The sequence below is a fragment of the Pseudothauera lacus genome (genome assembly GCF_003034845.1).
Lineage (GTDB): Bacteria > Pseudomonadota > Gammaproteobacteria > Burkholderiales > Rhodocyclaceae > Pseudothauera > Pseudothauera lacus.
The window spans coordinates 129,573-152,096 of sequence record NZ_PZKC01000001.1; the positions used below are offsets into that span (position 1 = coordinate 129,573).

Sequence of the window (22,524 nt, forward strand, 5' to 3'; positions counted from 1 at the left end):
GGACTGAGCCATGCCCGCCTTTTTCCGACTCGCCCTGCGCATGATGCTGCGCGACCTGCGCGCCGGCGAGCTGCACCTGCTCGGGCTGGCCATCCTGATTGCGGTGGCCAGCCTCACCAGCGTCGGCTTTCTTGCCGATCGCGTCGCCCGCGGCCTCGATCGCGAGGCCAACCAACTGCTTGGCGGCGATCTGCTGCTGCGTGCCGACCACCCGTGGGCCGACGAATTCACCGCCGAGGCGCAGCGCCGTGGACTGAGCAGTGCACGTACGGTGCTGTTCACCAGCATGGCTAGCACCGAGGAGGGTGCTGCACTGGCCGGGGTCAAGGCTGTCGATGCCGGTTACCCCCTGCGCGGTGCGATCCGTATTGCCCCTGGCCCCAACCAGCCCGACGCCGAAGCCGGGCGGGTGCCCGAGCGCGGCGAACTGTGGCTGGACGAGCGCCTGTTCGCCGAACTGGGCGTGCAGGTTGGCGACCTCGTCGGCCTTGGCCTGGTCGAATTCCGCGTCGGCGCCATGATCAGCTTCGAGGCCGATCGCGGGGCCAACTTCTTCAGCGTGCTGCCGCGCGCCCTGTTCAACACCGCCGACCTCGACGCCACCGGCCTCCTTGTCGAGGGCAGTCGCGCCACCTGGCGCCTGCACCTCGCGGGCAGCCCTGCTGCGGTGGACGACTACGAGCGCTGGGCGCGCACGCGCCTGGGGCGCGGGCAGGCCGTGGAAACCATCGCCAACGCCCGTCCCGAGGTGCGTGCGGCACTCGACCAGGCGCAGCGCTTCCTGCGCCTTGCCGCACTGCTCGCAGTGATTCTTGCCGCCGTCGCCGTGGGGCTGTCGTCGCGCCGCTTCATGCAGCGCCATCTCGATGGTTGCGCCGTGATGCGCTGCCTGGGGGCGGCCCAGGGGCAGGTGCTGCGCCTGTTCATCAGCGAGTTCGTCATCTTCGCCAGCCTCGCCGCGCTGGCCGGCGCCGCGCTGGGCTGGCTCACCCAGTTCGCGCTGGCCGCCATCGTCGCCGACGTCGTCGCGACCTCGCTGCCGGCCCCCTCGCTACTGCCTCTGGCGCACGGCCTGGCCGTCGGGCTGGTGCTGCTGGTGGGCTTTTCCCTGCCGCAACTGCTGCGCCTCGGGCGGGTACCGACGCTGCGTGTGCTGCGCCGCGAACTCGGTGCGGTGGAGCCCGTCGCCGGTCTTGCCTGGGGTGCGGGAGCGCTGGCGCTGCTCGCGGTGATCTTCTGGATTGCCGCCGATCTGCGCCTCGGCGCCATGGTCGCCGGCGGCTTCGCACTGGCGCTGGGCCTCTTCGCGCTCGCCGCGCGCGTCCTGCTGGGGGCCGCGGCGCGTCTGCGCGCCGGCAGCCCGGCGGGGGGCTGGCGCTACGGCCTTGCGGCACTGGCGCGGCGCATGGGGGGCAGCGTGATCCAGGCCAGCGCGCTGGGCATCGGCCTCACTGCCCTGCTGCTGCTGACCCTCATCCGCGCTGACCTGCTCGACAACTGGCGCCAGAGCACCCCGGCTGATGCCCCCAACCGCTTCGTCATCAACATCCAGCCGCATCAGGCCGATGGCGTGCGTGCGCTGTTCGGCGCTGCCGGTCTCGCCGAGCCCGACCTGCAACCGATGATCCGCGGCCGCCTGAGCCACATCAACGGCGCACCGATCAAGGTCGCCGAGTACACCGACGACCGCAGCCGGCGGCTCGCCGAGCGCGAATTCAACCTTTCCTACGGCACCCGCCTGCCCGCCGGCAACAGCATCGTCGGCGGACGCTGGCACGGCGATGAGGCGCGCCCGCAGTTCTCCATCGAGGAGGGGCTGGCGCAGACCTTCGGCATCGCCGTCGGCGACGAAGTCAGCTTCATCGTCGCCGGCAACGCGGTGAGTGGCGAAGTCAGCAGCGTGCGCCGCCTCGAGTGGGATTCGATGCGGGTCAACTTCTTCTTCATCGGCACGCCGGCGACGCTCGCCGACCATCCCGCCAGCCTGATCACCAGCTTCCACCTGCCGCCCGGCGAGCAGGCGGTGATCACCCGGCTGGTGAACGCCTTCCCCAACGTTACGGTGATCGACATCGCCGCAGTGCTGGCGCAGGTACAGGGCATGATGGAGAAGCTCATCGTCGTCGTGCAGTTCGTCTTCGGCTTCTCGCTCGCCGCCGGTCTGGTGGTGCTGTATGCCGCGCTGCAGGCCACCCACGACGAGCGCGAATACGAACTGGCCATGCTGCGCACCCTGGGCGCGCGCAACCATCAGGTGCGCCACGCGCTGCTCGCCGAGTTCCTCGCCCTCGGTGCGGTTGCCGGCCTGCTCGCCGGCATCGGCGCCAGCGCCATCGGCTGGGTGCTTGCCGGGCAGGTCTTCAACATCAGCTATGTCCCCGCGCTGTTGCCGGTGCTGGGTGCCGTGCTGGCCGGCATGCTGGCCGTGCTCGGCGGCGGCTGGCTGGGCGTGCGCGGGCTGCTGGCGCGCCCGCCGCTGGCCAGCCTGCGGGCTCTGTAAGAGCTGCTGCTCGCCTGAAGTCCCGTGGCGTTGATGGGTCAGCCCATTCGCTCTGCAAAGCGGCGATGTTCATAACATTCAGAGGTCGAGCCGAGCGGCGCCGCAAGCGACCGAGGTAATGCATTTGGAATTGAGTTCATCTATGATTCCCGTTTTGCATGAAGAGCGGAGGAGTTACGATGAGTTCCCAACTGCTGCTATCCGTCAAGTGGTTCAGTAACGAAGAACTGATGATGGACGAGAACGAATCAAGACTTGTCCTCCGGTTCTTCTGGCCCCACTCATCAAGCAGAATTCACTCGATGGAAATGAATCACGATGCACGGCGGCTTGCCCAGAGCGCATTGATTGCCGCAATCGACGGGAGTTACGCGATGGGGTTCGTCAAGTCGATATTCTTGGCCAGCGCTCGCCCCAATGCCGCCATCAAGCTCATCGCCAGAAAGTTCGCTCAAGGAGCACTGCGGCACCATTTCAAACATGCCAGAAGCCGTGATCTTGAGGATGTCGAGATCTATGAGGTGGTTCGTATCGAGCTGGCCGGAAGCTTGCGCGAACGTTTCTGGGAGGTCGCAAACGGACTGCCTCTTGCCCGGCAGATTCGGTTGATCCACCTGAACAGCCCGGTGAGCGCATGAGCAGGAAGTCAAAGATCGGGCTGGCTGTTGGCCTTGCCGCGCTGGTCGTCGTCGGCGCCGGCGGCAAGCTGGTTCATGAGTTGAGCCAGGACACAGTCAATGGCCTGATCAGCTGTTACGGTTCGGCGCAGACCCCGATTGCGTGGATGTGCAAAAAGGTTCTTGTCGTCAAGCTGCGTTCAGCCGAGAACGTCGCGTTGCTGAACAAGCACGGCGCGGCGCGTTTTCCGGTCATGCTGAGCAATGAGGTTGCGGGAAGGGAGATGCTGCGCATCCTCGTCAGTCACGGAGTAGATGTAAACGCCGTTGATCAGGACTCGTCAGCGCGCTTTACGCCGCTGCATCTCGCTGCCATGGATGCGACGCTGTGGCAGGTGGAACTGCTGCTTGAGCATGGCGCCGATCCCGATGCGATTGATGCGAGCGGCATGACTCCGCTGGATCGTGCGCGCAAGGTCCAGCAGGAGTACCCCGACGCCGGTCGGACGGCAATCATTCAAATGCTGGAAGCTCGGACATCGCGTTGAATGGCCCTACAAGTCGCGGACCTCTGCACGCACTGGGGTGACTCCTTCCCCTCAGGGCGCGCATTCCACGCAGTTGCGTCCGCGCCCCTTGGCACGATAGACCGCCTCATCGGCGCGCTCGATGAAGGCGTCGGCGCTCTCGTCGCCGCGCAGGGTGGCACAGCCTATCGACACGGTGACCTGCGCGGTGTGCCCGCCGCCGACCTGCTGCACCGTTTCGGCGACCCGCGAGCGCATCAGCTCACCAAGCCGGCTGGCGTCCACGGCATCGGTTTCGGGCAGCAGCACGACGAACTCCTCGCCGCCGTAACGCGCCAGCAGATCGCTCTGGCGCACGGTGGCGGCGAGCACGTCGGCGACGCTGCGCAGGACGCGGTCGCCGGCGGCATGGCCCCAGGTGTCGTTGATCGGCTTGAAGTGATCGATGTCGATCATCAGCGCCGACAGCGGGCGCCGGTAACGGCGCGCGCGTTCCACTTCATGGGCCAGTCTTTCGAACAGGCTGCGACGGTTGGCCTGTGTGGTGAGAGGATCGCTGGTGGCGAGCTTCTGCAGCTCCTGGGCCTGGTCGGCGAGGCGTTCGAGCAGTGCGGCGAGTTCGACCAGCATGGCGTCGAGCTCGTCACGCGGCGGACCGCGGCTGATCAGCTGCGGTGCCACCATGCCTTCGGCCATGCTGCGCCGCAGGTTTTCCAGGCGACGCAGCAGATGGCGGTCGACGAGGCGGAACTGGGCGAACATCACCGCCGCCATCAACACCCCGGCGACGACCAGCAGCACGGTCTGGAGCTCGCGCAGGCGGGTGATGCGCGTACGTTGCTCATCGAGCTGGCGCTCGTTGTCGGCGGCGACGATGGCGATGTGGCTGGCCAGCGTCAGGTGGAGGTCGTCGATACGACGTGAAAGATCGCGTTCCTGGCGCAGCAGGACCCGCCGCTCGAGAGACAGTACCTGCTCGCCAACGCCTGGCGCACTGCCTTCCTGGGCGGCGAGGCCAATGCGACGGACAGCCAGGTCAGTGGCCAGATCGACTGCAGTACCGATCTCTTCCAGGGTACGCCGCAAGGACTGTTCGTCGGTGGGCGAGAGGCCGGGCGCACTGGCCTCGAAGCTGTCCAGCAGCAGCGCCTTGGCGGCATCGACGAGGCTGCGCACGGTGTACAGTTCGCCTTCGCTCAGTGCCAGCGGCAGGCGCGCGGCCTGGACGTTGACGGTGCGCACGTCGGCACTCAGCTGCAGGGCAGCACGCCAGCTTGGCAGCACCGTGCGCTCAAGTTCACGCACCTGGCGCTGCGCGCTGACCTGCAGGGCCAGCAGGGCCGCCAGCAGGGCGACGATGATCGCCGTCAGCAGGGAGGAAAAACGCAGGAAGCGCCTGCGTATGGTGGCGACGGGGGCCTGCGCGGGCCGACTGGCGGACATGCTTGCTCGAAAGGGGGAGGGGAATGGCTTGATGGAACAGCTGCCGATGTTCTCACATGCTATGCCTTTGGAGCTATGCTTGCCAGTATTCCGGGTGCTTGCGCCACCCAGACTGGTGAGGGAGTTGCTGCGATGAGAAAGCTGATGGCGGGGATCGCCCTTGGGTGCATGCTGTTGCCTGGTCTGGCCGCCGCGGCAACGCTCGACGAGGTTCGCGCACGCGGCAGCGTGCGTTGCGCCATCGACGGCACCGCCGGCTTCGGCGGCTTGGGCCAGGACGGCCGGCCGAGCGGGCTCGATGTCGAATTCTGCCGTGCAGTGGCTGCTGCGACGCTGGGCGATGCGGATGCGGTGGAGCTCGAGCGCATCAACACCGCGAACAAGTTCGGCGCCCTCGCGCGTGGCGAGATCGATATCGCTTTCGGCATGGCCACCGGAACCTTGCGGCGCGACGCCACCATGGGGGTACGTTTCGTCACGCCGATCTTCCATGACGGCCAGGCCCTGATGGTGTGGGCCGACAGCGCCATCAACCGTCTTGGCGATGCCCGTGGACGGCGGGTCTGCGTGCAGGGTGGCACCACTTCAGCGGACAATCTCGACGACGTCTCCCGCCAGTACGACCTGGAACTCACGCTGGTGGCCACCGGCAGTTCCGAGGAGCGTCTGAACCGCTTCCTGCGCCGCGAGTGCGAGCTGATCAGTGGCGACCGCGCCGAACTGGCCTCGCTGCGCGCTACCCGCACGCCCGATCCGGCGCGCTGGCGCATTCTTGACGAAACGCTGTCGCGTGAACCGCTGGGGCCCTACGTGGCTGCTGCTGACGAGCAGTGGTTCACCATCGTGCGCTGGGTGATCAACGCCACCCTGGTGGCCGAGGTGCATGGGCTCACCGCCGCGCGCGTGGGCCAGGTCGGTGACGGTGCTCCGGCCGAAGTCCGCCTGCTGGGCGGGCGCAGCGAGGACGACAGCAGCCTGCCCGGACTGAGCCCGCGCTGGGCGTTCAATGTCGTCAGCCAGGTTGGTAACTACGCACAGATCTTCGAGCGCACCGTCGGTCGCGACAGCCCGCTGCGCCTGGAGCGCGGCCACAACCGCCTGTGGCGCGACGGCGGCCTGTTCTTCCCGCCGCCACTACGCTGAAGCCGGGGTCCTGGCGGCAAGTTCGTAGCGGTTGCGCCCGTGCGCCTTGGCAACATACATCGCGCGGTCGGCGCGCTTGAACAGCTCCAGCGGATCGGCGCCGTCGTCGGGACAGCTGGCGACACCGACGCTGGCACTGACGCGCAGGGTGTGGCCTTCGATGACGCAGGGTGCGGCCAGTGCGGCGACGATCTTGGCGGCGCATTCTTCCAGCGCTGCGCTGCGCCCCATTCCCGGCATGAGGACGACGAACTCGTCGCCGCCACGGCGGGCAACCAGATCGCTGGCGCGCACGCAGGACTGCAGGCGGCGGCCGACCTCCACCAGCAGGGCATCGCCCACTGCGTGCCCCCAGCTGTCGTTGACCGGCTTGAACTCGTCCAGATCGACCACCAGCAGTGCAAAAGGCTGGCGGCTTACGGCATGCTGGCGGAGCAGCTCGGCGAGACGCAGATCGAGGCCGAGGCGGTTGCCGAGCCCGGTGAGGGCGTCGTTGTGGGCCATGTGCAGGGCTGCGGCGCGTTCGCCACGGAGCAGATCGACGCGCTGTGCGAGGGCGATGGAGAAGAGGATCACCTCCGCCGCGGCGCCGGCCTGCAGGCCGTATTCGGAGAGCAGGTTGGGTGCCATCAGGCCGAGGCCGCGCAGCACCACCGCCAGCCCGCCGGCGAGCAGGGCAAGCTGGGCGAGCAGGAAGATGCGCGCCGGCGCGTAGCCGGCACGGATGGCGCCAATACCGCAGCTCAGGTAGATCACCACGCCGAGCATGCCGACCACCATCACCAGCTGGTTGGCGAGCGGGTAATGGCCGGCCAGACTGAGTGCCACCAGCACGGCGCAGAGGCCGATCAGCAGGCTCAGGGCGCGGTCGGCGCGCGGGGTGTGGACGCGGGTCTGCAGGAAGGCGCGGGTCCATAGCGCCGCGGCACAGAAGTGCAGCGCGGGCAGCAGCACATGCTGGTTGTCGGCCATCCACTGCCAGTTTGGCCACAGCCACTGGAAGGCGTGGCCGTTGAGTTCCATCACCGTGAGCAGGATCGCCAGTGCCGCGCCGATGTAATAGATGTAGGTACGGTCGCGCAGCGCGATGCCGAGGAAGGCGTTGTAGATCACCATGGCGATGATCACGCCGTAGTACAGGGCGAGGACGATCTCGGCCTGCGCGAGGTGGGCGAAGAAGGCTTCACCGCTCCACATGCGCAGGGGTATCGCCATGCTGTCGGCGGTATCGACGCGCACGTAGAAGCTCAGCGGTGCCTCGTCGGCGAGCACGAGCGGGAAGACGAAGTGGCGATAGGGCAGCGGGCGCTGGGCGAAGGGGTAGTGGTCGCCGGTGACGTATTCGTGCCAGCCTCCGCTGCTATCGGGCACATACACGCGTACGTCGTCGAGGGAAGGGAAGGGTATCTCCAGCAGCCAGTCGTGCGGCGCGCCGGCGGGGCGGCGTACGGTGGCACGTATCCAGCGCGCCTCGTTGACGAAGCCGAAGGCGAGCTTGCCGGAGCTGGGCTCGAAGGCCGCGTCAGCGGCCGCCACGGCCTCGATGTCGAGGTTGCGCGAGGGATCGGCGAGTATCTCGACATGGGCATCGAGGGCCTGGCCGAAGCGGCTGCCGGCGGCAAGCTCGAAGCTGTTGCCGTGCGCACCCGCCGCCAGCGAAGCCGTCCACAGCAGCGCAAGGGCAAGCAGCAGGCGCTTCATGAGAAAGCGCTCAGCCCCAGGCCACGTCGCCGCAGAGCACGCGGCGCTGCCCGGCGAGCATGAAGCTGATCGACACGGTGACGCACAGCACGGCGCTGGAAATGCACAGATAGGGGCGGGTGACGCAGACCCGTCCGGGGGTGTCGAGGGCGCGGCGGAAGTAGGGCCGCCGTGACCAGCGCGAGCGTGCGGCGTCTACCTCAGGAGTGATGCCGTGGGCCAGGCGTTCACCGTGGGCGGGGATGTTGCGGCTGATCTGGAAACCCTGCTCGTCGAGCAGGAAGCAGCGCAGCGCGCCGGGCTGGCTGAGGAACAGCGCCAGCGCCTCGTCCATGCTGCGCCGGTCGGCGAGCAGGGTGGCGGCGTGGCCGATGGCGTTGACGTAGTCGCCGATGCGCTCGCGGTAGCGCCGCGCGTCATCGGCCTGGGTGGTGTCGTAGTCCGTCCACACCCGGTCGATGGCCGCTACCACCAGCTCCGCCTGCGGTGCCTCCCCGGAAGGGTGGCCGAAGTAGAAGCCCTGGGCGAAATCGACGTCGGCGGCCATCGCGATGCGCGCCTGCTCGGCGTTCTCGATGCCTTCCAACAGCACCAGCGAACCCGCTTCGTGGAGCAGTTCGACGATCTGCGGCAACAGCCGCCGGGCGGCCTCGTCGCTGGCTGCGCGGGTGGCGAAGTCGCGGTCGAGCTTGACGATGTCGGGCTTCAGCCGCCACACGCGGTCGAAGTTGGAATGGCCGGCGCCGAAGTCGTCGAGGGCGATGCGGCAGCCCAGTTCGCGCAGGTAGGCGACGCTGGATTCGAAGGCCGAATCGTCGGTGAGCACATCCTCGGTGATCTCGATGACGATGCGTTCGGCCGGCAGGCCCAGTGTCGCGCAGGCTTCGCGCATGAAGGTGGCGCAATCGGTGGCGGCAAGACTGGCGAAGGCCAGCGGATGCATGTTCAGGAACAGATAGCCGTCGCACCCCCAGGCCGCCGTCTGGGCAATGTGCAGCAGACGGCAGCAGCGGTCGAGTTCGATCAGTTCGGCCGCGCTGTCGGCCTCGCGCAGCAGGGTGTACGGAGCCACCGCGGTGCCGTCGGCAAGACGCGCGCGCACCAGGCCCTCGTGGCCGACCACGCTGCGGTGGCTGAAACTGACGATGGGTTGCAGGTGGCTGCGCAGCGAGAACTCCGCCCAGGCCAGGGTCAGCGGCCCGCCGTCGCGCTGCAGTGCAGCATCGATGGTGGCAAAATCGCCGATGGGACGGCCTGAGAGGGCAGGGGAAGGAAAATCGGGCATCGCGACGGCGGGGGGGAAGGCGGCGGGGAAAACGGATGCTGCAGGGCGGAAACGATACCCCAAACGCTATACTTGCGCATGATTTTCGCCCGTGGAAGGGGTATGGAAGCCTATCTGCAGCATCTCCCGCTCGTCGTGCTGGTCCTCGCGGTGCTCTGGCTGGGGTGGTCCGTGCGCCGTCTGCAGCGCGAGCTGCCGGCGGCCATTGCCGCCGCCGAGGACGAGGCCCGCCATGCGGTGCAGCAGGAAATCCGCGAGCGCCTGGCGCTGCAACGCGAGGATCTCGCCCTGCGCCTCGCCGAGCACGGCGCTGCGCAGGCGCTGGCCCAGGAGCGCCTGCGCAGCGACCTGCTTGGCCACACCTTGAAGGCACTTGGCGAACACGCGCGCGCCGACCGTGAACTGCTCGAAACGAGCATGCGCCATGCCGGCACCCAGCTCGCCGGCAGCGTCGAGGCCCTCGGCCGCAGCGTCGATGAGCGTCTCGAACGCATCGGCAGTCAGGTCGGCATGCGCCTGGACGAAGGCTTCCGCAAGACCAACGAGACCTTCGCCAGCGTCATGGCGCGACTGGCGACCATCGACGAAGCGCAGAAGAAGATCGATGGCCTCACCACCAATGTCGTCAGCCTGCAGGAACTGCTCGGCGACAAACGTGCCCGCGGCGCCTTTGGCGAGGTGCAGCTCGAAGCCCTGGTGCGCAACCTGATGCCCGCCACGGCCTGCGAGTTCCAGGCCACCTTGCCCAACGGCAGCCGTGCCGACTGCCTGCTGCGCCTGCCGCCGCCTACCGGCACGGTGGCTGTGGATGCCAAGTTTCCGCTGGAGAACTACCACCGCATGTTCGACCGCGAGCTCGCCGAAGGCGACCGCCGCAGCGCGCGCAGCGCTTTCCGCGCCGACATCCGCCGTCACGTTGACGCCATTGCCGACAAGTACATCCTGCCCGGCGTCACCGCCGATGGCGCGCTGATGTTCCTGCCGGCCGAGGCGGTGTTTGCCGAAGTCCACGCCTACCATCCCGAGGTGGTCGCTCATGCGCAGGTGCGGCGCGTCTGGATCGTCTCGCCGACGACCCTGATGGCGGTGCTCAATACCGCGCGGGCGGTGCTCAAGGACGTCGAGACGCGCCAGCAGATCCATGTCATCAAGGATGCCCTCGGCCGCCTGGCGAAGGACTTTCATCGCTTCGACGAACGCATGGCGGCGCTTGCCCGTCACATCGAGCAGGCCGGTCGCGACGTGCAGGAGGTGCATACCTCGAGCCGGCGCATCAGCGCCCAGTTCGAGAAGATCGAAGCGGCGCGCGTCGATGAACTGCCGCCGGCGCCTCAGCCGCCGATGTAGGACATCTCGATCTTGCGCCGGGCGGCCGTGTGGGCGCTGCGGATTTCCGAATAGCGGTCCTCGCGCGCCATCCACACGCCGTCGATCGCCGCGCCGATGGCGGCATCTCCGCCATCGCTGCGCAGCAGCTCACGCAGGTCGTGGCCGTGCTGGGCGAACAGGCAGGTGTATAGCCGCCCCTCGGTGGACAGGCGCATCCGCGTACAGGTGCTGCAGAAGGCCTGGGTGACCGAGGAGATGACGCCGATCTCGCCGCCGCCGTCCACATAGCGCCAGCGCTCGGCGACCTCGCCGGTGTAGTTCGGATCGACCGGGGCGAGCGGAAAGACCGCGTTGATGCGTTCCACCACCTCGCGCGAGGGCAGCACCTCGTCCATCTTCCAGCCGTTCGAGCTGCCCACGTCCATGAACTCGATGAAGCGCAGGATGTGGCCGCTGCCGCGGAAGTGGCGGGCCATGTCGATGATGCCGTGGTCGTTGGTGCCGCGCTTGACCACCATGTTCACCTTCAGCGGCAGCCCGGCGGCTTCGGCCGCGGCGATACCGTCGAGCACGCTGCTGACCGGGAAATCGACGTCGTTCATGCGCCGGAAGGTGGCGTCGTCGAGCCCATCCAGGCTTACCGTCACCCGGTGCAGTCCGGCCTCCGCCAGCGGTCGCGCCAGACGGGGGAGGAGTACGCCGTTGGTGGTCAGGGTCAGCTCCACGCCGTCGAGTCCGGCGAGCATGCCGACCAGACGCTCGATGTTCTTGCGCAGCAACGGCTCGCCCCCGGTGATGCGGATCTTGCGCACCCCGCGGGCAACGAAGAGGCGCGCGACGCGGACGATCTCCTCGAAGCTGAGCAGCTCGCGACGCGGCAGGAAGGGGTAGTCCTTGCCGAACACCGCACGCGGCATGCAGTAGATGCAGCGGAAGTTGCAGCGGTCGGTCACCGAGATGCGCAGGTCGCGCACTGCCCGTCCGCGCGCATCGACCAGCGCCTCGCCCGGTGCCAGCGTGCGCCCTGGCGCCGGAAGGCCTGTGCTGCGGATGGGGATGACTTTCATGGGCGGGGATGGAGCGCGAGGGGATGGGAGCGATTATGGGCACCCGGCCCAGTGCCGGCAAGTCGCCCTGAAGGGGTACCCCAGTGCTTGCCGAGCACTGCAGTAAGTAGTTACACGACTTGCCCGGAACTATTCCTTTGGCTATAAAATCAAATAAACATCAAATACTTCAAAACCAATGACATGAACGCCATGACGCCCGGTTGCCCCACGGAAACCGATACTTCTGCGCTTTTTCAGCGTTTTCCGCATTTACGCAAGATTGAGCTGCTGTGGGGCTCGCGTGAATGCCGCAACTTCATCTTCGCGCTGATGACCGATACCCGCGGCGGCGGCCGTCAGGGCTTTCCACCCGAGCACGCGATGACCATCATGAAGCTGCTCATGGAGCACGACTTCAACTATCCGCAGTTCGAGCACGGCGGGCATGACGGCCGCTGGGGTGACGACCGCCGCTGAGCGTTTCCCCGGCAAGCAGCCGTCGACCGCTCGTCAGGCCCCTGATTGTCATGCCGCCGCGTGAAGGCTCTGCATTGCTGCGCCTGAGTGCGCCAAGGCGCTGATTCCGCGACAGGTGGGTCGTCTGGCGGCGGTCACTCCCCGCGCTTCCTCCGCGGCGGAAACTGGCCGGCGGCCTTGCGGTCGCCAAAGCCTTTGCCTGCCGGGGCTTTGCCGTGCTTGCGCGGTGCCGCGCGCTCATCGTTGCGCGGACGGGTGTCGCGCGCCGCAGGCGGACGGCGCTGGGGCAGGGCGGCGGCTTCGGCCTCGCTGAGCGGACGGATCTGCAGCGCACGCTGGCGCACGCGGATGCGTTTCATGGCGCCGAGCAGATCGGCGGGCAGGTCGCGCGGCAGCTCCACCGTGCTGTAGTCGTCGAAGAGGTGAATCTGGCCGATGTAGCGGCCTTCGATGCCGCCCTCGTTGGCGATGGCCCCGACGATCTCCTTCGGGTTGGCGCCATGCTCGCGGCCGACCTCGATGCGGTAGCGCATCAGCATCCCCTCTGAAAAGGCGCGGCGACGGGCAAGGATCTCGTCGCGGTTCTCACGCGGCGCGCGTTCGGCCTTGGCGCCGGGGGCCGCCGCGGCGGCGGTGGCGATGTCCCAGCCACGGCCGCTTTCCTCGATCTGCAGGGGGCGCTCGCGTTGGGCCAGGAAGGCCAGCGCGGCGGCGATCTCGTGGGTGCTGAAGGACTCTTCCTCTTCGATGCGGTTCACCACGTCCATGAAGAAGCCCAGATCCTCGTTCTTCAGGGTTTCCACTACCTGCAGGCGGAACTGGGCGATGCGGCGATCGGCGACAGCGTCGCGACTGGGCAGTGCAATCGACTCGATGGGCTGGCGGGTGGCGCGCTCGATGGCCTTCAGCATGCGCGTCTCGCGCGGTGCGACGAAGAGGATGGCGGTGCCCTGGCGACCGGCGCGGCCGGTGCGGCCAATGCGGTGCACGTAGGCTTCGGTGTCGTAGGGAATGTCGTAGTTGATGACGTGACTGATGCGCGGCACGTCGATGCCGCGCGCGGCAACGTCGGTGGCCACGACGATGTCGAGGGCGCCGTTCTTGAGGCGCTCGATGACCTGTTCGCGCAGCCCCTGGGTCATGTCGCCGTTGAGCGCGGCCGCTGCATGGCCGCGGGCCTCGAGGCGTTCGGCGAGTTCGACGGTGGCGGTCTTGGTGCGCACGAAGACGATGGCGGCGTCGAAATCGTCCTCGACTTCGAGAATGCGGGTCAGTGCGTCGAGCTTGTCTACCCCGCGCACCAGCCAGTAGCGCTGGCGGATCGTCGCCACGGTGCTGGTCGCCGCACGAATCTTGACTTCCTGCGGTTCGCGCAGGTGGCGGTGGGCGACGCGGCGGATGGGTTCCGGCATGGTGGCGGAGAAGAGCGCCGTCTGGCGTTCCGCCGGGGTGTGTTCGAGGATCCACTCGACGTCGTCGATGAAGCCCATGCGCAGCATTTCGTCGGCTTCATCGAGCACCAGGGTGCGCAGGCCGTCGAGCACCAGGCTGCCCCGTTCGAGGTGGTCCATGACCCGCCCCGGCGTGCCGACGATGATGTGGGCGCCGCGCTTCAACTGGCGCAGCTGCACCACCATGCTCTGGCCGCCATACACCGGCAGAACATGGAAACCGGGCAGGTGGTGGGCGTACTTCTGGAAGGCTTCGGCGACCTGGATGGCGAGTTCGCGGGTGGGGGTGAGCACCAGCACCTGCGGACGGCACTGCGCCAGGTCGAGACGGGCCAGCGCCGGGAGCGCAAAGGCGGCGGTCTTGCCGGTGCCGGTCTGGGCTTCGCCGAGGAGGTCATGCCCGGCCAGCAGCGGCGGAATGCAGGCAGCCTGGATGGGCGACGGGTTCTCGTAGCCGACTTCCGTGAGCGCGGTGAGCAGCGCGGCGGGCAGGTCGAGGTCGCTGAAACTGGCGGGCGTGGTGGTCATGGGCGAAGGACTGCAGAACGGTCAGGGTTTCAGTATGGCAAGTGCCGCGGTCGAGCGAAAGCGCGAGTTCGGGCGGGCTGGCGGGAATGGGGGGCAGAAAAACAAAAACGCGGCCGAAGCCGCGTTTTTGCCGGAGCGCGAAGGCTCAGAGGGCGCGGATGTTCGCAGCCTGCAGGCCCTTCGGGCCGGTCTTGACTTCGAATTCGACGCGCTGGTTTTCGGCCAGGGTCTTGAAACCCGAACCTTGAATTTCGCTGAAGTGGGCGAACAGGTCGTCACCGCCGCCTTCCGGGGTGATGAAGCCGAAGCCCTTGGAGTCGTTGAACCACTTGACGGTACCGGTCTTGGTGCTCATGAGTTGTGCGTTCCATAAATGAAGATTGTTGGGCAAAAGCGCCCGGATGCAGGAACGATCAAGAAACGTGCGAGGGAATTCGAACCGAAACCGTCCGCTAGGGAACGTACTGCCAGAAAACCACCTGAACATACTGCTTGAATCGACTGCAGGCGCAAGATACACGGTTTTTTCGTGCCGTGGTGATTTTTTCGCGCTTTGCGCCAACCCGCGCAAGGACGGGCTGGCGCGGGTGTGGCTCAGTAGTGCAGGGCGCGCGGCAGGGTCTTGGCCTGCTCGACCCATTTCGCCACCTCGGTTTCGGTGGGGAGGCGGCGGGTGAGCTTGCGCTGTTCATTGACTTCCGCCATCGCCTTGGTGAGGTTGGCAGCGTTGCGCTGGGCCAGTTCCGGCACGGTATCGACGCCGGCGGCTTCGAGGAGTTCGGCGTACTCGGAACCGACGCCGCTGATGCGGTAGAGGTCCGCCATGTTGGCGAACTTGAGCACCTGCTTGGTGCTGAGCCCGGACTTTTCCGCCAGCTCCGCACGCTGCTTGACGGTGCCACAGGCTGCCAGCAGGCTGTCGGTGTCCTTGACGCCGGCCTCGCGCAGCTTGGTGCCGATCACTTCGCCGATGCCTTCGATGTCCTCGATCTTGTAGTTCGCCATCATCCCACTCCCGCAGAGTTGGCTGCCGCATCCGTGCGTCCGCCCCATGCGGTTGCCGGCGGCATGCCGTGACCGCAGCATAGCCGCTGCACGGGTGATGCGCACAGGCGCGGCGCTTAAATTTCTGTGTCGCACCAGCGTCAGGCGCGTACCGCCTCCAGCAACTCCTTGACCGCCTGCGCGCGCTGCCTGAGCCCGGGCAGCGCGACCTTGCGGATCAGGCGGTCGGGCCCGGCCATGCGGGTGTTGCGATCCTTCTGGATGAGCAGGATGACCTTGCCGGGGTCGATCGCCGGATTGGGGCCGAAATGCACGCTGATCTGCGCCTCCGAGGCGTCGAGCTTGGCCACCCCGTAGGGCTTCACCAGCAGGCGCAGGCGGTGTGTTTCGAGCAGTGCCTGGGTCTGCGGCGGCAGTTCGCCGAAGCGGTCGATGAGCTCTTCCTGCAGGGCGCGCAGATCGTCGTCGTTGTCGCAGTTGGCGAGGCGCTTGTAGAGCGTCAGACGCTCCTGCACGTCCGGGCAGTAGTCGGAGGGCAGCAGTGCCGGGGTGTGCAGGTTGATCTCGGAGACCACCTCCAGCGGCTGCGAAAGGTCGGGTTCGCGGCCTTCCTGCAGGTCGCGCACGGCGCGCTTGAGCATCTCGGTGTACAGGCTGAAGCCGACCTGCTGGATCTCGCCGGACTGGTTTTCGCCGAGCACCTCGCCGGCGCCGCGGATCTCCAGGTCATGCATCGCCAGATAGAAGCCGGAACCGAGGTCTTCCATCATGGTGATGGCCTCCAGGCGCTTCTGCGCCTGCGCGCTGGGCTTGGCGTCGGCGTCGGTGAGCAGGTAGGCGTAGGCCTGGTGGTGGCTGCGCCCGACGCGGCCGCGCAGCTGGTGGAGCTGGGCGAGGCCGAAGCGGTCGGCACGGTTGATGATGATGGTGTTGGCGCTGGGGTTGTCGATGCCGGTCTCGATGATGGTGGTGCACAGCAGCAGGTTGGCGCGCTTCTGCGTGAAGTCGCGCATCACCCGCTCCAGCTCGCGTTCGGGCATCTGTCCGTGGCCGACGACGATGCGCGCCTCGGGGAGCAGCTCGGTGAGGCTGTTGCGCATGTTCTCGATGGTATCGACCTCGTTGTGGAGGAAGTACACCTGGCCGCCGCGCTTGAACTCGCGCAGCACGGCCTCGCGCACGATGCCTTTCGACCAGCGCTGCACGAAGGTCTTGATCGCCAGGCGGCGCGAGGGCGCGGTGGCGATGACGGAGAACTCGCGCATGCCTTCGAGGGCCAGCCCCAGCGTGCGCGGGATCGGCGTAGCGGTCAGGGTGAGGATGTCCACCTCGCTGCGGAGCGCCTTCAGCGCCTCCTTCTGGCGAACCCCGAAGCGGTGCTCCTCGTCGATGATGACCAGCCCGAGGCGCTTGAAGCTGACGTCCTTCTGCAGCAGGCGGTGGGTGCCGATGAGGATGTCCACCTTGCCCTCGGCGAGCTGCGCGAGGGCCTCGCCCTGCTCCTTGGCGCTGCGGAAGCGCGACAGTTCGGCGACCTTGACCGGCCAGTCGGCGAAGCGGTCGGAGAAGGTCTGCCAGTGCTGCTCGGCGAGCAGGGTGGTGGGGCACAGTACCGCCACCTGCTTGCCGTCGGCGACCGCGACGAAGGCCGCGCGCAGCGCCACTTCGGTCTTGCCGAAGCCGACGTCGCCGCACACCAGGCGATCCATCGGACGGCCCGAGCGCATGTCGGCGATCACCGCGTCGATGGCGGCCTGCTGGTCGGGGGTGGTCTCGAAGCCGAAGCCTTCGGCGAAGGCGTCGAGGTCATGCTGCTTGAAGTCGAAGCGGTGGCCGGCGCGCGCGGCACGCTGGGCATAGAGCGCAAGCAGTTCCGCGGCCGTGTCGCGGACCTGCTGGGCGGCCTTGCGCTTGGCCTTTTCCCATTGCCCGGAGCCGAGGCGGTGGAGATCAACGGCCTCGGGGTCGGCACCGGCGTAGCGCGTGATGACGTGCAGCTGGGCCACCGGTACGTAGAGCTTGTCGCCGCCGTTGTATTCGAGATGCAGGAACTCGGTGTCGCCTTCGCCGAGATCCATGTGTATCAGACCGATGTAGCGGCCGATGCCGTGCGAGACGTGCACCACCGGATCGCCCGGCTTGAGCTCGGAGAGATCGCGCAGCCAGCCCTCCATGGTCGAGGCGCGGCGATTGTCGCGGCGCCCGCGGGTACGCGCGGTGGCGGCGTAGAGTTCCGCTTCGGTGACCACTGCGAGCCGCGCGGCGGGCAGCATGAAGCCCGCCGCCAGCGGCCCCACCGCCAGCCCCAGCACGGCATCGCCGGCGACGAAGGCGGCGAGGTCGGTGCTCGGGGCAAAGGCGAGCGCGTATTCGGCGAAGTACTCGGCCATGGTCTCGCGCCGTCCGGCCGAGTCGGCGAGGATCAGTACCCGCCCGTCGAAGCCGGCGCAGAAGGCCTTCAAGCGGTGCAGCGGATCGCTTGCCTTGCCATCCACGCTGACCGCCGGCAGGGGCTGGGCGACGGTGGCGGCGGCACTGCCGGGAAACTGCAGGCGGGGGCGCTCCTTGAGAGCGATGAAGAAGGCCTCCGCACTGAGGAAGAGGCTCTCCGGGCTCATTACCGGGCGGCTGCGGTCGCCCTTGAGGAGATCGTGGCGGGAATGTGTGTCACGCCAGAACTCGGCGATGGCTGCGGGCACGTCGCGGTGCAGGAGCACCGCGGCGTCGGCGGGCAGATAGTCGAAGAGGCTTGCAGTGTCGTCGAAGAACAGCGGCAGGTAGTACTCGATGCCGGCCGGGGCAATGCCGTTGGAGACGTCCTTGTACACCGCGCAACGCGTCGGGTCGCCTTCGAAGCTCTCGCGGAAGCGGCTGCGGAAACGCGCGCGGGCCTTGTCGTCGAACGGAAACTCGCGTGCCGGCAGGAGACGGATTTCGTTGACCGGATAGACGGTGCGCTGGGTGTCGGGATCGAAGGTCTTGATGCTCTCGATCTCGTCGTCGAAGAGATCGATGCGGTAAGGCAGTGCGGAACCCATCGGGTAGAGGTCGACCAGGCCGCCGCGCACCGAGAACTCCCCCGGGCTGACCACCTGGGTGACATGGGCGTAGCCGGCAAGCGCCATCTGCGCGCGCAGCTGGTCGACGTCGAGGCGTTCGCCCTGCTTGAGGAAGAAGGTGTAGGCGGCCAGGAAGGCCGGCGGCGCCATGCGGTAGAGCGCGGTGGTGGCCGGTACCAGCACCACGTCGGCTTCACCGCGGCTGATCGCGTAGAGCGTGGACAGGCGTTCGGAGACCAGATCCTGATGCGGCGAGAAGGCGTCGTAGGGCAGGGTTTCCCAGTCCGGCAGCACATGCACGCGCAACGCCGGGGCCAGCCAGGCGAGCTCCTCGTGCAGGCGCTGGGCGTCCAGCGGGTCGGCGCTGACCACCGCCAGCGTACGCCCCGGCTGCGCCAGCTGGGCCAGCGCGAGGGCGTCGGCGGAGCCGTGCAGGGGTGCCAGTTCGATGCGCTGACCGGGACGGACGGCGCTCAACACCGGGAGTTCGGCGAGCAGGGCGGGCAGGGGAGGGGATTCTGAAGCGGACATGCGGCAGTAAACGGCAGCGTCGCCAAACGGCGACCGGGGGGCAATTATCCTGGAAAGACTGCGCTTCGGGCGAACTCAAGCCTGCGTATCGATCAGCCGGCCCGCGCGCGCCGGTTGCAGGGCCGCGTCGTCGTAGGCGCCGATGAGGCGGTTCCTGCCCTCCGTGCGCTCTTCGCCGTCGCCCTGGCGAGCGGCGGCAAGTTCGGCCCGCGCCTCCTGCGCCAGACGCGCGGCTTCGGCAGCGACGGCGTAGTCCTGCGCCGACGGGTTGGCGGGTGCCAGCGCAGCAGCGCGGATGCGTTCGGCCTTGGCGAGGGTTTCCGCGGGTGTGGCGCCCGCGGAGGTGTCAATGCGCACTTCGCCGCCCACTGCATAGCGCCGGCCATCGGGGCCGACCTGATAGGTATAGCTCGCGCCGCCGCGCACCAGTCCTGCGCCGGCAGCGACATGGGCGGCCTCGTGGGCCCGCACTTCGCGGTCGCGGCGTTGCAGTTCGTCGAGCAGGCGCAACTGCTCGGCGCTCAGTTCCTGGCCATTCACCACGCGCGCGGCGGGCCGTGGGCTGTCCTCCTGCTCGCGCCCGCGCAGCGCCGCTGTGCCCTCCGGGCGCAGCGCTGAGGGATAGGCGGCGCTTGCCGGTGAGACGTTCATCGCTCGGGGTCGTCCTCCACCGGCGGCGGTGGAGCTTCGGGGTGGCGTGCCATCCAGGCGAGCGCATGTTCGCCGACCAGGGCAAGGCCCTGCACGGTGGCAAACACCTCTTCATCGCCGGCGATCTCCTGCCAGTCGTGATCCTCGCCTTGCAGCATGGCGTGGGCCTGGCGCTGCATGGCGAGCAGTCCGGCGCCGCTGGCGGCGATGAAGCGGGTGGGTACGCGCAACGCACGCAGGGGGGCGGCGCCGGCGAGGTCGGGGCGTCCGCCGGCGCAGGTCAGCGCTGACCACCCCTGCGCATCGCGAGCAAGCGCACGCACGGCGGCACCACAGGCGGTGCCAAGGGCAATGGCCGCCACCGGGTGGGTGCGCAGGAAGGGCTGGTGGGCGATCCAGTCGCGCACACCGGCGATGCGGTTGGCAAGTGCGGCCATGTTGAAGGCGGTATCCGGATCGCGCGCGGCTTCGTGGGCGGTGAGCAGGTCAACGGCGAGCGTGGCATGGCCGGCCGCATGCAGTGCGGCACTCAGCGCATCCTCGCGGCTGGCTTCGGCAGGCGTGGACGTCGGGTGCAGGATGATCACCAGGCTGTGCACGTCGGGGGCGTGGCAAAGCAGGGCGTCGAGCCAGGTTTCGGCGGTGGGGATGCCGATCAGGGTATGGCGGAGGAACACGATGCACTCGCTGGACGGGGTTGGGCGAGCATCGCACACGGGTGGGAGTGCGACAAGTCGCCTGCGTCACGAATGGCGATGGATGGCGACCGGGATGCGGCGGGCGCCAAAGGGTGTTTCGAAAGTGCCGAAACGCCCGGCCAGCGGGGTGGCGCAGGCCGGGCAGCGTCCGTCGGCGTCGACACGGTAGTCGAGGATTTCGTACCAGTCGCGGACGATAAGCGTCGCGCCGCAGGCGCTGCAGCATGTGGTGCCGCCGGCGCGATCGTGGACGTTGCCGGTGTAGACGTGGTGCAGACCGGCCGCACGGGCGATGTTGCGGGCGCGCTGGAGGGTGGCGAGCGGAGTGGGCGGCAGTTCGGTGAGCTTGAAGTCGGGGTGGAAGGCGGTGAAGTGCAGCGGTACGTCGGGGCGCAGCTCGGTCGCCACCCAGCGCGCCAGTGCGGTGAGTTCGGCATCGCTGTCGTTGCGCCCGGGAATCAGCAGGGTGGTCAGTTCCACCCACACCTTGCTCTCGTGAACCAGCCACTGCAGGGTGTCGAGCACGGGCTGCAGACGGGCACCGCACAGTTCGCGGTAGAAGTCGTCGCTGAAGGCCTTCAGATCGACATTGGCGGCGTCCATGGCAGCGAAGAACTCGGCGCGCGCGCCGGCATCGATGTAGCCGGCGGTGACCGCCACGGTGTGCAGCCCGCAGGCGTGACAGGCCGCCGCGGTGTCGATGGCGTACTCGGCGAAGATCACCGGGTCGTTGTAGGTGAAGGCAACGCTGCGACAGCCCCAGTGCGCCGCCGTTGCGGCAATCTCCGCGGGCGCTGCGGCATCCATCAGGCGGTCCATGTCGCGCGACTTGGAGATGTCCCAGTTCTGGCAGAACTTGCAGGCCAGATTGCAGCCCGCAGTACCGAAGGAGAACACCGCCGAGCCGGGATGGAAGTGGTTGAGCGGCTTCTTCTCGATGGGGTCGATGCAGAACCCCGAGCTGCGCCCGTAGGTGGTCAGCACCAGGATGTCGCCGACGCGCTGGCGCACGAAGCAGGCGCCGCGCTGGCCTTCATGGAGGTGGCAATAGCGCGGACAGAGATCGCACTGCAGGCGTCCGTCGTCGAGACGGTGCCAGTAGCGCGCAGGCCAGTCGGTCCCGCTCATGGTTTCAGGGGCGCTCTTCGTGCCACTTGCGCACGGTGTAACGGGCCGCCATGAGGCCGTCCACGCTGCGTCCGGGAGGCAGTCCGGCCTTGTTTCTGAGGGCAGCGAGAAAATCCGCCGGCGCCGGCAGTTCGTCCCACACCTGGGGCAGGAAGGTGGCGCTGCGGCAACCGGCGAAGAGCATCAGGCCGTCCGTGTGAGGGCGCAACTGGCGCAGCAGTGCGTCCTCGTCAGCGAAGTCGATGAACTCGGCGGGCGAAAGCAGCGAGACCTCGATGTCCACGCTGTCGAGCTCGTCGCACTGCAGCGGGGCAAAACGCGGATCGCGGGTGGCCGCGGCAACGGCGTTGGCGGCAACGTCCTCGGCCAGGCTGCGCTGCGGGCGCAGGCTGCCGATGCAGCCGCGCAGCCGTCCCTGGCGGTGCAGGGTGACGAAGGTCGCGCCACGCCCTGCGAGGGCCTCGCCGTCGGGCAGGGGGGCGGGGTCCGCGCACAGCGCACGCCGCAGCGCGGCGCGGGCGCGCGCCAGCAACAAGGTGCCGAGAGCTTCCTCTTCAGTGGCAGAAGCGTTCATGAGCGTTGCCCTTGCAGAATGCCAGCGCGGCATAGCCAACCACGCGGTTGCGGTCGCCGGCGGTATCGCCGGAGTTGCGCAGATCGAGCAGGTGGGCTTGCAGTCCGCGCCGTGCGGCGACCCGCAGCAGGCCGTTGATCGGCGTCGCGCCGCAGGCCTGGTGGTGGTCGAGGGTGGCGTGGAGGTGGAGGATCTCGTCGACGGTGGCGCGGTCGTAGCGGCAGGACTGCGGATAGCTGAGGTAGTGGGAAAGGTCTGAACTGACCACCACCAGGGTCTCGTCGCCGCCCCACAGCGCGTCGAGCACCTCGGCCACGGCCTCGCTCTGCGCATTGCCGACGAGCAGCGGCAACACCTCGAACGCGCCCAGCAGGCGCTGCAGAAAGGGCAGCTGGACCTCCAGGCAGTGTTCCGCGGCATGCGGGCGGTCGTCGACGATGACGTCGCCGCGCCGCTGCACGGCCAGCCAGTCATCGTGGGCCACCGCCACCGTGCCCAGCGGTGTGGCGAAGCCGCGTGCGGCGGGGAGGGCAAAGCCGTTCACCGCCACGCGGTGGGTCGGTCCCAGCATGATCACCCGCCGGATGCGCGGTGCACATGCGGTCAGGGTGGCATAGGCGCAGGCCGCCACCGCGCCGGAATAGATGTAGCCGGCGTGAGGCACGATGAGCGCCTTGGGCGCCACCACCTCGTCCACGCCGAGGGCGCAGGCGAGCAGTTCGTCGATCTGCGCACGCAGCACCAAGGGGTCGGCGGGGTAGAACTGCCCGGCCACGGCGGGAGGTCTGGGCGCAGCGCTTGCCATTGGCGGGGGCTCCGGAGAGGACA

General features: G+C 68.0%; 19 protein-coding genes. 6 read left to right on the plus strand and 13 right to left on the minus strand.

Going from position 1 to position 22,524, the window contains the following annotated elements; all coding sequences use genetic code 11:
* The first annotated feature begins 10 nt into the window (after positions 1 to 10).
* From C8261_RS00575 to C8261_RS00585, 3 genes are all read left to right on the plus strand, one after another.
* Positions 11 to 2,500: an ABC transporter permease gene (locus C8261_RS00575; protein ID WP_235864787.1), complete on the plus strand. Its 2,490-nt coding sequence runs from the start codon at positions 11 to 13 to the stop codon at positions 2,498 to 2,500.
* A 179-nt stretch (positions 2,501 to 2,679) separates the two neighbouring features.
* Positions 2,680 to 3,138, plus strand: coding sequence for a hypothetical protein (locus tag C8261_RS00580; RefSeq protein ID WP_107491712.1), 459 nt, complete (start codon positions 2,680 to 2,682; stop codon positions 3,136 to 3,138).
* On the plus strand, positions 3,135 to 3,665 hold the full coding sequence (locus C8261_RS00585; RefSeq protein ID WP_107491713.1) for an ankyrin repeat domain-containing protein: 531 nt from the start codon (positions 3,135 to 3,137) through the stop codon (positions 3,663 to 3,665). The genes C8261_RS00580 and C8261_RS00585 overlap by 4 nt, the downstream gene beginning before the upstream one ends.
* Before the next feature lie 51 nt (positions 3,666 to 3,716).
* Here C8261_RS00585 and C8261_RS00590 read toward each other — a convergent pair whose 3' ends face one another.
* Entirely contained in the window at positions 3,717 to 5,087 is a 1,371-nt protein-coding gene (locus C8261_RS00590) for a GGDEF domain-containing protein (RefSeq protein WP_107491714.1), read from the minus strand.
* A gap of 132 nt (positions 5,088 to 5,219) precedes the next feature.
* Here C8261_RS00590 and C8261_RS00595 point away from each other — a divergent pair, with 132 nt between their 5' ends.
* Positions 5,220 to 6,230 carry a transporter substrate-binding domain-containing protein gene (locus C8261_RS00595; RefSeq protein ID WP_181358785.1) on the plus strand — a complete coding sequence of 337 codons (1,011 nt, stop codon included), beginning with the start codon at positions 5,220 to 5,222 and terminating at the stop codon, positions 6,228 to 6,230.
* Here C8261_RS00595 and C8261_RS00600 read toward each other — a convergent pair.
* Together C8261_RS00600 and C8261_RS00605 are read right to left on the minus strand one after the other, a co-directional pair.
* Positions 6,222 to 7,931: a diguanylate cyclase gene (locus tag C8261_RS00600; RefSeq protein ID WP_107491716.1), complete on the minus strand. Its 1,710-nt coding sequence runs from the start codon at positions 7,929 to 7,931 to the stop codon at positions 6,222 to 6,224. The two genes, C8261_RS00595 and C8261_RS00600, sit on opposite strands and share 9 nt — an antisense overlap.
* Before the next feature lie 10 nt (positions 7,932 to 7,941).
* A complete protein-coding gene (locus tag C8261_RS00605) occupies positions 7,942 to 9,216 on the minus strand; it encodes an EAL domain-containing protein (protein WP_107491717.1) in 1,275 nt (424 codons plus the stop codon).
* A gap of 102 nt (positions 9,217 to 9,318) precedes the next feature.
* Between C8261_RS00605 and C8261_RS00610 the strand changes: the two genes are divergently transcribed.
* Positions 9,319 to 10,563 carry a DNA recombination protein RmuC gene (locus C8261_RS00610; protein WP_107491718.1) on the plus strand — a complete coding sequence of 415 codons (1,245 nt, stop codon included), beginning with the start codon at positions 9,319 to 9,321 and terminating at the stop codon, positions 10,561 to 10,563.
* Here C8261_RS00610 and moaA read toward each other — a convergent pair.
* A complete protein-coding gene (gene moaA / locus C8261_RS00615; RefSeq protein WP_107491719.1) occupies positions 10,548 to 11,612 on the minus strand; it encodes a GTP 3',8-cyclase MoaA in 1,065 nt (354 codons plus the stop codon). The two genes, C8261_RS00610 and moaA, sit on opposite strands and share 16 nt — an antisense overlap.
* 183 nt (positions 11,613 to 11,795) lie before the next feature.
* On the opposite strand from moaA, the gene C8261_RS00620 reads away from it, so the two are divergent.
* The gene (locus C8261_RS00620) at positions 11,796 to 12,071 is read left to right on the plus strand and encodes a hypothetical protein (RefSeq protein ID WP_235864788.1); all 276 of its coding nucleotides are present in this window, start codon (positions 11,796 to 11,798) and stop codon (positions 12,069 to 12,071) included.
* 134 nt (positions 12,072 to 12,205) lie between these two features.
* Here the strand turns inward: C8261_RS00620 and C8261_RS00625 are convergent, their stop codons facing one another.
* The 9 genes from C8261_RS00625 to amrB form a co-directional block, all read right to left on the minus strand.
* A complete protein-coding gene (locus C8261_RS00625; protein WP_107491720.1) occupies positions 12,206 to 14,050 on the minus strand; it encodes a DEAD/DEAH box helicase in 1,845 nt (614 codons plus the stop codon).
* A 145-nt stretch (positions 14,051 to 14,195) separates the two neighbouring features.
* On the minus strand, positions 14,196 to 14,405 hold the full coding sequence (gene cspE / locus C8261_RS00630; protein ID WP_107491721.1) for a transcription antiterminator/RNA stability regulator CspE: 210 nt from the start codon (positions 14,403 to 14,405) through the stop codon (positions 14,196 to 14,198).
* Positions 14,406 to 14,644: 239 nt separating this feature from the next.
* The gene (locus tag C8261_RS00635; RefSeq protein ID WP_107491985.1) at positions 14,645 to 15,055 is read right to left on the minus strand and encodes a DUF4332 domain-containing protein; all 411 of its coding nucleotides are present in this window, start codon (positions 15,053 to 15,055) and stop codon (positions 14,645 to 14,647) included.
* A gap of 140 nt (positions 15,056 to 15,195) precedes the next feature.
* Positions 15,196 to 18,645 (minus strand): transcription-repair coupling factor, encoded by a 3,450-nt coding sequence (gene mfd / locus C8261_RS00640; protein ID WP_107491722.1) that lies wholly within the window; start codon positions 18,643 to 18,645, stop codon positions 15,196 to 15,198.
* 75 nt (positions 18,646 to 18,720) lie between these two features.
* Positions 18,721 to 19,296: a putative metalloprotease CJM1_0395 family protein gene (locus C8261_RS00645; RefSeq protein WP_107491723.1), complete on the minus strand. Its 576-nt coding sequence runs from the start codon at positions 19,294 to 19,296 to the stop codon at positions 18,721 to 18,723.
* The gene (locus C8261_RS00650; RefSeq protein ID WP_107491724.1) at positions 19,293 to 19,973 is read right to left on the minus strand and encodes a dienelactone hydrolase family protein; all 681 of its coding nucleotides are present in this window, start codon (positions 19,971 to 19,973) and stop codon (positions 19,293 to 19,295) included. Before C8261_RS00650 ends, C8261_RS00645 begins: the two co-directional genes overlap by 4 nt.
* A 66-nt stretch (positions 19,974 to 20,039) precedes the next feature.
* A complete protein-coding gene (gene amrS, locus C8261_RS00655; RefSeq protein WP_107491725.1) occupies positions 20,040 to 21,122 on the minus strand; it encodes an AmmeMemoRadiSam system radical SAM enzyme in 1,083 nt (360 codons plus the stop codon).
* 4 nt (positions 21,123 to 21,126) lie between these two features.
* On the minus strand, positions 21,127 to 21,696 hold the full coding sequence (amrA, locus tag C8261_RS00660) for an AmmeMemoRadiSam system protein A (protein WP_107491726.1): 570 nt from the start codon (positions 21,694 to 21,696) through the stop codon (positions 21,127 to 21,129).
* Entirely contained in the window at positions 21,677 to 22,501 is an 825-nt protein-coding gene (amrB, locus tag C8261_RS00665) for an AmmeMemoRadiSam system protein B (RefSeq protein ID WP_107491727.1), read from the minus strand. Before amrB ends, amrA begins: the two co-directional genes overlap by 20 nt.
* Between the last annotated feature and the right edge of the window lie 23 nt (positions 22,502 to 22,524).